At 38.9% G+C, this 13268-nt stretch carries 12 protein-coding genes and 1 riboswitch; of the genes, 10 read left to right on the top strand and 2 right to left on the bottom strand.

Annotation, left to right across the window (positions count from 1 at the left end):
- Positions 1–61: 61 nt before the first annotated feature.
- Both queC and FEU33_RS08275 read right to left on the bottom strand, forming a co-directional pair.
- Complete coding sequence (gene queC, locus FEU33_RS08280; protein WP_146548915.1) at positions 62–742, bottom strand: 7-cyano-7-deazaguanine synthase QueC; 681 nt, start codon at positions 740–742, stop codon at positions 62–64.
- Positions 743–754: 12 nt separating this feature from the next.
- A complete protein-coding gene (locus FEU33_RS08275) occupies positions 755–1288 on the bottom strand; it encodes a VUT family protein (protein ID WP_146548914.1) in 534 nt (177 codons plus the stop codon).
- Between the two features lie 236 nt (positions 1289–1524).
- A riboswitch (PreQ1 riboswitch) is annotated at positions 1525–1569 on the bottom strand.
- Positions 1570–2077: 508 nt separating this feature from the next.
- Between FEU33_RS08275 and FEU33_RS08270 the strand changes: the two genes are divergently transcribed.
- The 10 genes from FEU33_RS08270 (at position 2078) to FEU33_RS08225 (ending at position 13266) form a co-directional block, all read left to right on the top strand.
- A complete protein-coding gene (locus FEU33_RS08270; RefSeq protein ID WP_186731361.1) occupies positions 2078–2440 on the top strand; it encodes a PadR family transcriptional regulator in 363 nt (120 codons plus the stop codon).
- Positions 2427–3842, top strand: coding sequence for an MFS transporter (locus FEU33_RS08265; protein WP_244951042.1), 1416 nt, complete (start codon positions 2427–2429; stop codon positions 3840–3842). Before FEU33_RS08270 ends, FEU33_RS08265 begins: the two co-directional genes overlap by 14 nt.
- A gap of 1197 nt (positions 3843–5039) precedes the next feature.
- A complete protein-coding gene (locus tag FEU33_RS08260) occupies positions 5040–6530 on the top strand; it encodes an aldehyde dehydrogenase family protein (RefSeq protein WP_146548911.1) in 1491 nt (496 codons plus the stop codon).
- A gap of 259 nt (positions 6531–6789) precedes the next feature.
- Positions 6790–7638, top strand: a complete 849-nt coding sequence (locus FEU33_RS08255; protein WP_146548910.1) for a 3-hydroxyacyl-CoA dehydrogenase — start codon at positions 6790–6792, stop codon at positions 7636–7638.
- Between the two features lie 33 nt (positions 7639–7671).
- Positions 7672–8385, top strand: a complete 714-nt coding sequence (locus FEU33_RS08250; protein ID WP_280524839.1) for a CoA transferase subunit A — start codon at positions 7672–7674, stop codon at positions 8383–8385.
- Positions 8366–9046 (top strand): 3-oxoacid CoA-transferase subunit B, encoded by a 681-nt coding sequence (locus tag FEU33_RS08245; protein ID WP_425328585.1) that lies wholly within the window; start codon positions 8366–8368, stop codon positions 9044–9046. Before FEU33_RS08250 ends, FEU33_RS08245 begins: the two co-directional genes overlap by 20 nt.
- Before the next feature lie 18 nt (positions 9047–9064).
- The gene (locus FEU33_RS08240; protein WP_146548908.1) at positions 9065–9841 is read left to right on the top strand and encodes an enoyl-CoA hydratase/isomerase family protein; all 777 of its coding nucleotides are present in this window, start codon (positions 9065–9067) and stop codon (positions 9839–9841) included.
- 12 nt (positions 9842–9853) lie between these two features.
- Complete coding sequence (locus FEU33_RS08235; protein WP_146548907.1) at positions 9854–11002, top strand: acyl-CoA dehydrogenase family protein; 1149 nt, start codon at positions 9854–9856, stop codon at positions 11000–11002.
- 50 nt (positions 11003–11052) lie between these two features.
- Positions 11053–12246 carry a thiolase family protein gene (locus FEU33_RS08230; protein WP_146548906.1) on the top strand — a complete coding sequence of 398 codons (1194 nt, stop codon included), beginning with the start codon at positions 11053–11055 and terminating at the stop codon, positions 12244–12246.
- An 18-nt stretch (positions 12247–12264) separates the two neighbouring features.
- Positions 12265–13266, top strand: a complete 1002-nt coding sequence (locus FEU33_RS08225) for a hydroxyacid dehydrogenase (RefSeq protein WP_146548905.1) — start codon at positions 12265–12267, stop codon at positions 13264–13266.
- Positions 13267–13268 lie beyond the last annotated feature (2 nt).

Genomic DNA, 13268 nt, shown 5'->3' with positions numbered 1-13268 from the left:
TTTTTCTCTTCATTCAGAGTATTTTGATGCTAGGCATTTTCGCTTATTGCCAGAAACCCCTTTAAAATAGCGTCTTTTCTTTTTTCTTCATTTCCATATATTTTTGATAACCGTTTGAGCGCAACTGACACGCTGGGCATGTTCCACAACCATCGCCTTTAATACCATTGTAGCATGTTAAAGTCTTCGTACGAACATACTCCAATTTTCCCATCTCATCGGCCATTTTCCAAGTTTCTGCTTTATCCAGCCACATTAACGGTGTGTGGATGACAAGATGTTCATCCATTGCCAAATTTAATGTCACATTCAATGATTTGATAAAGTTATCTCTGCAGTCAGGATAGCCACTGAAATCAGTTTCGCATACCCCTGTAATAAGATGTTTGGCTCCTACTTGATTCGCTAAAATACCAGCAAATGATAAGAATAACAAGTTTCGTCCAGGAACAAAAGTTGAAGGTAATTCACCATTTTCTCCTGCTTTGACCTCAATATCATCCCGAGTAAGCGCATTAGGTGCTAACTGATTGAGTAAGGACATATCTAAAATATGGTGTTTCACATTCAATTCTTTTGCGATTTCTTTTGCACATTCGATTTCAGCTACATGTCGTTGCTGATAATTGAATGTAACAGCCTCTACTTCTTTAAAAGTTTGTAATGCCCAAAATAAGCAAGTCGTGCTATCTTGTCCACCACTAAATACGACGATTGCTTTTTCATCTCTTAACACTATCATTCATCTCCTGATTTAATTTGCCCATTCTATTTTGGAGAAATTGGTCAAACGAAGAACAAGTACTCCTAAGAATTGCATGCCAATTTTGATCATAAGTTGTCCCAAGATCGCCATCCAAACAGCGTCCCATGGAACCATGCCTGCACCAATTGGGGATAGACCAACAATGACGAAAATAGAAGAGTCCAAAATCCCTCCAAATATACCACTATATAAGATCCGTAAGTTGATGGATGTCTTTAATCTTGAATATATTTCAGTATCTGTTGTTTCGGAAACTGCAAAACTAATGGCACTTGCGAAAACGATCCACAGTGTATCGCCTAGAACATAGCTAGAAATCGCGGATAAGAATAACGCAAGACCAATGAAAAGATAGGTATTTTTTTTACCATATTTGTTTTGTACAAGATCACGTAAAATGAACGTAGCTCCAATTAGAAAAGAACCGTAAGGGATAATAAAGACACCCAATTGAAGTGGTGCAAACTTTGCTGTAATAACATTTGCTAAAACAATTGCTGTAAGATATAAGATGATTCTCATTGAAAAGTCTCCTTTAAAAAAAATAAAGTACATGATAAATGGTCGTTGATATATGGGATAAAACGAATGCGCTCATCCATGTACTTAAAAGTCAATGTTTTAAATAACAATTACGCTGGAGGCGTAATTGATGTAATCATCCTTTACTATATGGAAAATTCATTTTTTCATCTCCTCCTGCCGTTCTAAAAAGGAGAATGCTAGAAAAATAAAAAAACTATACCCTAAAGATATAGTTATCCCTAGTTTTTTATAGAGGGTTGTTCTAGTACCTCTCCTGCTCTGTAAGCATTGTATTCGATTCAATAAAGATTCTATCACACTTTTGGGAAAAGAGTCTCACAAAAAGTCCCCCACAAGAAAAATAAATCTAATTGAATGATTTCCACGTTTAAATATTGGAGTGGAAATTTATTTTATACGATGTTTTTATCCTGCTTTAACGGGCAGTAAGACCCCTACCTCAAGGTTTAGAGAGAAATGAGAAAGATAGGTGGGGGATCAACTGCCGCATGCGCCCGATTGGTTCCGGGCGGACAGAATGTTGGTCACTCAGGTGTTGCCACAGGATGTGGCAACACCTGAGTTCCTCTATTTCAGTGGTGATGAAGAAAGCCCCCACTGATGGAAGCTTCACTTTATAGGTACCTTTATGCTGGAATTTAGGTGTAGCTCTTAATGTACAATTTGTCATCAAACAATATAAGTAAAAAATGATTTGAGCATGTTTTTTGCATTATAGTGTTAATAACATTATAATGTTATTAACATTTTAAAGGAGTGATTGTTTTGTCCAAACATTTGAATCGAAAGCAATCTCGCCATCTACCTGCATTCATATTACTTTTTTTAAGAAAGCAAAAATTATATGGCAGCCAAATATTAGAAATTTTTCAGACGATTAAACCGAACTCTATGCAGGTAGATGGAGGTGGGATTTATAGAGTTTTACGAGAATTAGAGGAGGAGGGTTTTGTTTCCTCTGAGTGGATCACAGAAGGCGAGGGGCGTCCTAAGAGAATATATGAAATCAATGAGTCAGGTCTTCAAGAATTAGATAAATGGTATGAAGACATCCTTGGAAGAAAACAAATGCTCGATTATTTTATAGAAAAATATGAAGAAGGACAAAAAGGTGATGGAAATGAATGAAAAAATAACTACTCATTCAGTAAATCCTTGGATCATTTTTATCTTTGTTACAATAGGCACATTTATGGTAAATATTGATAGCAGTATTATTAATGTTGCGTTACCGACATTACAAAAGACATTTCATGTTTCTATAGAACAAGTACAGTGGGTTATTGTAGCCTATTTGTTGTTGATTACTGGCATTCTTCCTTTCATAGGGAGTTTATCAGATCAAAAAGGAAGAAAATGTTTTTTTCTATTCGGTATAGTCATATTCATCATTGGGTCAACACTCAGTGCATTAGCCTTCAATCTTCTTTTTTTGATTGTATCTCGTTGCATTCAAGCTGTAGGAGCGGCGATGATTATGGGGAATGTGATGGGAATTGTAGCGAATATTTTTCAAAGGGGAAATAGAGGGAAAGCTTTAGGAATGATTGGAGCGGTCGTAGCAGCTGGTACAATTATTGGTCCTTCTTTAGGAGGTTTTTTCATCTCACAATTTGGATGGCGCTCTATTTTTCTGATTAATATTCCATTAGGGATTATTTCAATTTTAGGATCAATATTTTTCTTACCTTCCTTTGATTCAGAAAAAAAGCAAAAATTGCAATTTGATTTAAGTGGTGCATTGTTATTTTTCCTAGCAATGAGCACGTTATTGTTTTTCATTTCAAATGAAAAAACAATAGGATGGAGCAGTTTAGGTGGATTATCATTATTAATTATATCAGTGCTAGCATGGATTATTTTTGTACGTAGGGAAAAATCGGCAGATAATCCGATGATCAATTTAAAATTTTTCAAAAATAGACAGTTTACCATTGGAATTATCGCTACCTTTTTTTACTATTTTTTAATGATGTCAACTTATGTATTACTGCCATTGTACTTAAGCCATGTTTTAAAGTTTCCAGTGTTTTATATCGGGTTATTAATGACCCCACAAGCAATTGTCATGATTATTGCCTCACCATTAAGTGGTTGGTTAGCAGATAAAATTGGTACCCTTATTCCTGCATTAATCGGAATGGCTATTATTGCATTAGATTTATTACTAATAAGTCAATTCGATAGCACAACAACTCCCCATCAAATTGTTGTTGTCATGCTGATTCTTGGGATCGGGTTTTCACTATTTGCTTCACCTAATAATGTTTCAGTAATCGAGAGTCTTCCACCATCTCAGTCTGGAATTGCTGGCAGTCTAATTGCAACGATAAGAAATTTTGGACAAGTGACAGGGACGGCTGTCGGTATCCTATTGCTTAATATTGGACTCAGTAAGTATAGCGGTGACTATGTTCAAGCTGTAAATCTTTCTTTTATCGTAAATGTAATGATTGCACTTCTTACAATTATTATTCTAGCCATGCAATTTAAGATTAAATCTAAATCACGTGTTGAAAAACAAAAATGACCCTATTATTTTTCACAAGGATCAACATGAAATAATCTTTCTGAACATCTTAAAAGTTCATCAATATGAGTATTATAAAGGGGTAGTTTTATATGGCTACTCCTTTTTCTTGGTCATGAAAAAGGACTTAAACTTCCATGCAACTCCGCATATAGATCTCCTTCAAGACATAGTTATGATAGAGTCTTTCTATCCTTCTTCCATATTTAGCAAGTGGTTATCCCTATGAACGAGCGGTAAGAACCCGCCTCAAGACGTAAGCAATCAGCGTAGATCCACAATTCATTGGTTCATTAATATACATAAGCTGAAGAAAAAACTCGCTATAGAAGGTTTCACTTTACCTCAATTTGTTTCAATTATTTTGACTTCTTGTTGTATTTCTGCAATCAGTCATGTTTGGTCTTTCTGCAAAAATGATAAATGATATCAGGCGTGTTGATTTTACAAAAATCAGGAATTCTTATTTGGTGTAATTTTTGAAAAACCCTGTATTTTCAGGACCAATTATAAAGATTGGAGCGGAGGCTTGCTCGACTCCCGCGGGAAAAGCGAGTAGATGAGACCCCGCAGCGTAGCGATTAAGGAACGGAGTCTAATGGCGCCACGTCCTGTGGCAACGACTCCGTGACCAACATCCTGTTGCCCCCAGCATTCGCCCGCAGGAAAGCGAGCAAGCCGGAGCGGAAATCAACGAATTCCTCTATTTTTATGGATTAAATTGGATAATCAACATGTCTGAAATAATATGAGAAAAACCTTCCATGTTTTATCCCTTCATATTCTCTTTTTATTGAAGCCACTGTAATAGCAAGAAATGCCTATCAAAATATCTGCTAGAAAAATTACGAGGTAGTATGCATAACCACCAAAAATGAAAAATAATCTAGTTTTATAAGAGCTATTGTAGAGAAGCTGTAGCATTCAATTTTCCATGAAAGATAGCTTATCTTGCTTTAACGGGCAGTAAGACCCCCATCTCAAGGTTTAGAGAGAAACGGGAAAGGTAGATGGGGGATTAACTGCCTCCTGCGCCCGATTGGTTCGGGCGAGTAGAATGTTGGTCATTTAGGTGTTGCCACAGTACGTGGCGTTTTTCACTTCCGTTCCTCTATTTCTGTGGGGGATGAAGAAAACCCCCGCTGATGGAAGCTTTACTTTATGAAGGCGAATGATTACGTTACCGGAGGGATACAAATGTCAAAAGTTTTAAATTATATCAACGGTGAATGGCTTGAAGGCTCATTAAAAAAATTTGTTCCAGTTGTTAATCCGGCCAATGGAAAAGTACTAGCAGAAGTGACACAGTCCTCAGATAAAGATGTTCACCAAGCAGTGCAGGCTGCCAAAAATGCACAAAAGCGATGGAGATTAGTTCCTGCTCCAGAACGAGCAGAGATTTTATATAAAGTGGCTCATTTATTAAAAGAGAGAAAAGAAGTCATTGCGCAAATCTTAACAAGTGAGATGGGAAAAGTCATTGATGAAGGACGGGGAGAAGTACAAGAAGCGATCGATATGGCGTATTACATGGCAGGGGAGGGACGCCGTTTATTTGGTCAAACCATCCCATCTGAACTTCGCGACAAATTTGCGATGAGTGTAAGAGTGCCAGTTGGTGTGGTTGGTATCATTACACCTTGGAATTTTCCGATTGCCATCGCGTCATGGAAATCCCTCCCTGCTCTCGTTTCTGGTAATGCAGTAGTTTGGAAACCAGCCACCGAAACACCCATGACTGCACAGGAATTTGTCAAGATTTATGAGGAAGCTGGTTTACCAAAAGGACTGATCAATCTTGTGAATGGTTCCGGTAGTGTTGTTGGTACCGCAATGGTTGAACATCCTGCTATTGACTTGATCTCATTTACAGGCTCTAACGAGGTCGGAAAGGTCATCAATGGACGTGCAGGTGAATTATTAAAACGCACATCGCTTGAAATGGGCGGGAAAAATGCTATTACCGTATTAGAGGATGCTGATTTGGATCTTGCTGTAGAAGGGATTTTATGGGGAGCATTTGGAACAGCAGGTCAAAGATGCACAGCCACGAGTCGAGTCATTGTCCACCAAGAGGTGAAAGAAGAACTTGAAAAAAAGCTGATTCATCGTATTCAAACTTTAAAATTGGGCGACGGTCTTGATGAAACAGTCAAAATAGGACCTGTGATCAATCAGGCAGCCTTAGAAAGAATTGATGGATATGTGAAGATTGGCCAAAAGGAAGGAGCAAAACTCCTAACAGGTGGCATTATCGTAACTGAAAAAAGCTTAGATAAGGGCAATTTCTATGCACCAACGATTTTCACAGATGTTACACCAGAAATGCGTATTGCGAAGGAAGAAATTTTTGGCCCTGTCATTTCCATATTACCAGTGAAGAATTTAGAAGAAGCCATTGAAGTGAATAACAGTGTAGAATTCGGTCTTTCTAGTGCTATTTATACAGTGGATGTCAATAAAGCTTATACGGCAATACGAGATTTAGACACAGGTATTGTTTATATCAATGCTGGAACGACAGGTGCTGAAATTCATCTGCCATTTGGGGGTACGAAAGGTACAGGAAATGGGCATAGAGATTCAGGTGTAGCAGCGTTAGATGTCTATACAGAGTGGAAGGCGGTCTATGTTGACTACAGTGGAAAATTACAACGGGCCCAAATCGACAATTACGAATCCACATAAAGTGAAACTTTAATCAGGAGGGTTCTTCATCCCCACTGAAATAGAGGAACGGAAGTGAAAAGCGCCACGTCCTGTGGCAACACCTGAGTGACCAACATTCTGGCCGCCCAAACCAATCGGGCGCATGCGGCAGTTGATCTCCCACCTAACTTCTTTTCTTTCGCTGAATTACTGACTGTTATGGCTAGATAAATAATCAAATAACCTGCAATCCGCCAATGGAATGCAGGTTATCTAATGTATGTAAGGGGTGCAGAACATGGAAAATTTAACGGTTGTTGGGTCGGGTGTCATGGGAAGAGGCATTGCCTACACAGCAGCAGTAAATGGTTTCAATGTTGTCTTAAATGATGTGCAGCAAGAAAATTTGGACAATGCTCAAATCTATATTGAAAAGGAACTGAACAAAAGTGCTGAAAAAGGGTATGTAACAAGTAAACAGGTTAAAACAGCGTTGGCAAACTTGAACTATACAACAGATTTAGTAGCTAGTGCTAGACAAGCAGATATCGTGATCGAAGCTGTTTTTGAATTAATTGACATTAAAATCGACGTTTTTAAAAAACTGGATCAAATTTGCCCCCAACATACCATTTTAGCGACTAATACATCAACGATGAGTCCAACAGAAATTGCTGCTCAAACAACTAGACCAGAAAAATGCGTCGCCATGCATTTCTTCAATCCAGTTCACAAGATGAAGCTTATCGAAATTATTCGAGGGCTTGAAACCTCAGATGACACATGCGCAAAAGTAAAAGAAGTTGGCGCGAGATTAAAGAAAGAAACAGTTGAAATCAATGAACACCCCGGCTTTGTCACAAGTCGGATGAATTGTCTTATTGGAAATGAAGCGATGAATATGTTAATGGAGGGATTAGCGTCTGTTGAAGATATTGATAAAGCCATCAAGCTAGGTCTAAATCATCCAATGGGGCCATTAGAATTAGCCGATTTAGTAGGTTTAGACGTTCGCTTACGCAATATGGAATATCTTTATCAAACTTTAGGCGAAAAATATAGACCTAGCCCCCTTCTGATTAAGTACGTGAAAGCAGGACGTTTAGGGCGCAAATCAGGTTCGGGATTTTACAATTATGAGAATTGATACAACGAAGGATGATTGGAGGCTCAGTTCATCGTGAAGATAGGAGATTGTGCAAAAAGAATATCTGCACAAGATGCTGTAAACATGATTCAAAACGGAGATCGTCTATTAGTTGGTGGATTCGGTATTTGTGGTACCCCTTTTACGCTCATCGATGTCATTGCTGAATCAGATCATGCTAGAGAGCTGACTATTATCAGTAATAATCTAGGGGAAACGGGGAAAGGACTTGGAAAATTATTAATCTCAAAACATATCAAAAAAGCAATTGGCTCCTATTTTACGACAAATCGTGATGCTGTTAAAGCATGGAACAAGGGCGAACTGGAAATCGAGTTGATCCCACAAGGTACACTTGCAGAAGCTATTCGTGCAGGCGGAGCAGGAATTGCTGGGTTTTATACAAAAACGGGAGTCGGAACAAAGTTAGCTGAAGGAAAAGAAGAAAGAGAGTTTGATGGAGAAACATATTTATTCATCAGAGGAATCCGAGCGAAAATTGCGCTGATCAAAGCAGATAAAGCGGATACAATGGGCAATTTAGTGTATGCAAAGACCGCACGTAATTTCAATCCAATGATGGCGACCGCAGCAGACTTAGTGATCGCAGAAGTGGATGACATCGTGGAAGCTGGTATGTTAGATCCTGAACAAATCGTTACACCGCACGTTTATGTTGATTATATCGTGCAAAATGATCGATATGAAAAAATGGGTGGTGAATATGTTGAGCGCGGCAAACATTGATCCATCATTCATTAAAAACAGGATAGCAAAAAGGGTGGCAAAAGAACTCCATGCGGGCTCAGTAGTCAATTTAGGCATTGGAATTCCATCGCTGATCCCCAATTTTCTTGATTCCAAAAGTCAGGTGTATCTTCAATCTGAAAATGGGCTTTTAGGTATGGGACCAACGCCTCCAAAAGAACAAATCGATATGGATCTAATAAGCGCGAGCAAACAGCCCGTCACATTAGGAATAGGCTCCTCTGTTTTCTCAAGTGCAGATTCATTTGCCATGATCCGTGGCGGACATATTGATATTGCGGTTATGGGAGCGCTTCAAATTAGTGAAAAGGGTGAAATCGCCAATTGGTCAGTGCCTGGTAAGGATATTTTAGGTGTTGGAGGGGCGATGGATTTAGTGGCAAGTGCGCAGAAAATTATTATCGCGATGACACATGCAACAAAAGATCATGTCCCAAAAATCATTCAAAGGCTTACCTATCCGATGAGCGGTATACGTACAGCAGATGTTATTGTGACAGATAAAGCTGTCTTTAAAATCAAAAATGATTCTTTCATTTTAGAAGAAATGGCAGCAGATTCATCTTTGGATGAAATCAAACGTTTAACCGATGCTCATTTTACTGTTTCAAAAAATCTTCAGACGATGCTAATAGATTGATAGTTGGGGGAGAAGAAAATGCCATATAAAAATATTATTGTAGAACAAAAAAGCGAGTTAGGTTTTATCCAAATCAATCGTCCTAAATTACGTAATGCTTTAGATTTAGAAACATTGCTTGAAATCGAAAAAGCATTAGATGAATGGAAATCTTATCAAAATTTGCATGTCGTGATATTTACAGGTGCCGGTAAGAAATCTTTCGCAGCAGGTGCAGATATGAAAGAATTAAACAAAAGAACAATGATCGAAGCGCTTCAACCTAATATGACTGCTACATTTCGCAAAATAGAGGAATATGATAAGCCGACCATCGCCGCTATCAATGGATTTGCTTTGGGTGGGGGCTTGGAATTGGCTCTTGCCTGTGATATTAGGGTTGCGTCTTTAAACGCAAAGATGGGATTGCCGGAAGTGGGGCTTGGCATTATCCCAGGGGCAGGTGGAACGCAGCGGCTTTCTAGAATCATTGGGAAAGGGAAAGCAATGGAACTTATTCTGACAGGTGAGATTATCACAGCAGAAGAAGCCAAAAACATAGGATTAGTAAGTGCGGCTGTACCGCAAACAGAATTGATGGCAAAAGCAAAAGAATATGCCCAAAAAATCAGTGTAAAAGGTCCCTTAGCTTTACGTTTAGCAAAAGCAGCAGTCAATCGCGGTGCAGACCTTGAAATGGCCACTGCTCTTTACTTAGAAAAGCTTTCCCAAACTATTTTGATGGAATCCAAAGATAAGCTAGAGGGAACGCAAGCATTTCTTGAAAAAAGACAACCACAATTTAAAGGAAAATAGGAGGTCTCTACGATGGATTTTACATTACCAGAGGATATTCAACTATTAAAAAAGATTGTTCATGATTTTGTACAACGTGAAGTTGAAAAAGTAGCAATGGAAATCGAAGAAAATGATGAGATCCCTAAGTCTGTTGTCGAACAGTCAAAAGAATTGGGATTGTTTGGACTGAGTATTCCTGAAGAATATGGTGGACTTGGACTCGATATGGTTGGAAAATGTGCGATCTATGAAGAATTAGGGAAAACGCATAATGGTTATACAACATTGATAGGAGCGCATACAGGGATTGGAACTGTCGGTATTGTTGAACTCGGCACAAAAGAGCAAAAGGAAAAGTATCTTCCTAGAATGGCAAGTGGAGAATGGATCGGTGCCTTTGCCCTAACAGAACCAAGTGCAGGGTCCAATGCAGCCAATTTAAAAACACGGGCAGAAAGAAAAGGCGAAAAATATGTGATTAATGGCTCCAAACATTATATTACCAATGCAGTTTGTGGTCATATTTTTACTGTAATGGCTGTTACAGATCCAAGTAAGGGAGCAAAGGGTATTACTTCTTTTATCGTTGAAAAAGATTTTCCAGGTTTTATTGTTGGCAATGTTGAGAAGAAGATGGGGCTTCGTGGGTCGCATTCTGCTGAACTATTCTTTGAAAATTTAGAGGTACCGGCGGAAAATGTTCTTGGCGAAGAAGGAAAGGGATATATCAATGCATTGAAAATTTTAGCCAATGGGCGTGCAGGACTTGCCGCGCGAAATCTCGGCTCCTGTGAAAAATTGCTTGAACACAGTTTAGATTATGCTAGGCAACGCGTTCAATTTGGCAAGCCGATATTCGAACAACAAGCAGTTCAACATATGTTATCCGATATGGCCCTTGAAATTGAGCTACTACGTTCGTTGACTTATCGTGTCGCATGGATGGCAGATCAGGGAAAAAGGGTTGTGAAAGAAGCAGCGATGGCTAAACTATATGGCTCAGAGGTATACAATCGAGTGGCCGATTTAGCCGTACAGATCCATGGAGGCATTGGCTATATGAAGGACTATCCAATCGAAAGATATTACCGAGATGCGAGAATTACTAAAATTTATGAGGGTACAAGCCAAATTCAAAAAAATATTATTGCGGGAGAACTAAAACGAGCATTTCTATAAGCCCTGTTTAGAGTGATGGGCGAATGTGAATAAACCGGGGAGGTGCTAGGATGGGAAAGGCAGTGATTATGGATGGTGTACGAACAGCGATTGGGCGCATGGGAGGATCGCTAAAGGATATTGATGTCGATTTTCTTTCAGAAAAAGTCATACGCGAAGCGATCAAAAGAAGTCATGTGAAGTCTGAAGAAATAGAAGAAGTTGTTTGGGGACATGCGAAACAAAGTTCAGATGTGCCAAATTTAGGGAGACTCGCTGCATTACGAGCGGAACTCCCTATTAATGTATCAGGTTATACGGTTCAGAGACAATGTGGATCAGGATTGCAAGCCATTAATAATGCTGCACAACAGATTATTTGTGGTATTTCAGATGTCATCATTGCCGGGGGTGCTGAGAGCATGAGTAATGCACCTTATTATTTACGAAAAGCAAGATATGGCTATGGGGCAGGAAATGCAGAGTTAGTCGACCCAAACACAGAAAGTCAACCTCGCGCACAACCTATTGAGAAATATGGAAATTTAACGATGGGGTTAACAGCTGAGAATCTGGCAGTTAAATATAATATTAGTAGAGAAGAACAAGATTATTTTGCACTTGAAAGTCAGGAAAAAGCAGCTACCGCGATAAAACAAGGAAATTTTAAAGCTGAAATTGTTCCTTTTGATATTAAAAGGAACAAACAAACCATTCAATTTGAGACCGATGAACATCCTCGCTCAACAAGTTTTGAAAAATTAGCTGCTTTAAAACCAGTTTTTAAAAAGGACGGAACAGTGACAGCTGGTAATTCTAGCGGACGTAATGATGGGGCCGCGGCACTGGTTTTGATGTCAGAAGAAAAGGCACTAAAAGAGGGATTACATCCAAGACTTCGGATAATAGCGCAGGCATCTGTAGGTGTACCACCCGAAATTATGGGGATTGGTCCGGTACCTGCAACATTAAAAGTATTAAGAATGGCAGGACTATCATTAGATGATATGGATCTCATTGAATTGAATGAGGCCTTTGCCGCACAATCTCTCGCTGTTTTAAGAGAATTAAATATTGATCAGAAAAAAGTAAATGTAAATGGTGGGGCCATTGCATTAGGTCATCCAATAGGGGGAACGGGGGCTATTTTGACCGTCAAAATAATGCATGAACTCGAAAGAAGAGGCGGGCGATATGGATTGATCACTGCTTGTATCGGCGGAGGTCAAGGAATTGCTACCATTGTTGAAAATTTAAGAGTCTGATCATCGGAGGATGAAAATATGGAAAAACCACGAATTCTTCAGATTCTCTCTATGTATCACCCAAATGGGGAAAAGATTTTACAACAGAATGCAGAAGTCATCAGAACGGATCAATATGACATTGCGTGTTTATGCGAGCTTGTCAAAAATGTTCAAGGGATTGTCCTTCGAGCGCCAGCAAAAGTTACGAAGAAAATAATTGATGCAGGTCCGAATTTAAAGGTGATTTCAGGTGCAGGTGTTGGACTGGATAATATCGATGTGGAGTATGCTACAACAAAAGGCATTCCTGTATTACACGCTCCTGCAGTCAATAAAACTTCTACCGCAGAACATGCTGTTATGCTGATTCTCGCCTTAGCAAAATCAGTATTGCCATTTCATGAACAGTTGAAGAACGGTCATTACGATGCTCGAATTTCAATTCTGTCCAGAGAAGTAAAAGGAAAAAAGGTTGGGTTAATCGGATTTGGCAATATTGCACAAGAAGTCGCCAAAATATTAAAAATGGGTTTTGAAATGGATGTTACTGCATGGGTCCGTACCTATAAATCGGAAAAACATCAACTTGCACATCAGATGGGTATCCATATTCATACGAATATAGAAGAGGTCTTCAAGGATAGTGATTTTATTTCAATACATCTGCCATTAACAGATGAAACAAGAATGTTGATTGATCAAAAGCTTTTATCCATTATGAAACCCTCTGCTTATCTTATCAATACAGCACGGGGTGCAATTATTCATCAAGAGGATTTATATAATGCACTGAAAAATGGTAAAATAAGGGGAGCAGGTCTTGATGTGTTCGACCCAGAGCCACCTGATCAACATTTACCACTTTTGAGATTGCCAAATGTAATTGTTACGCCACATGTTGCAGGAACGACAGTGGAGAGCAATCAGATAATGGCTTCGACAGTTGCAGAAAATGTCTTAAAAATATTACAGGGAAAGCCATCACAATATATTGCAAATCCAGAAGTGCTAAAAAATGAAACGAGTATAGGAGAATGATG

It is taken from the genome of Rummeliibacillus suwonensis (genome assembly GCF_007896435.1).
In the GTDB taxonomy this organism is placed as follows: Bacteria; Bacillota; Bacilli; order Bacillales_A; family Planococcaceae; genus Rummeliibacillus; species Rummeliibacillus suwonensis.
This window is presented reverse-complemented; position numbering and strand designations above follow the sequence as displayed.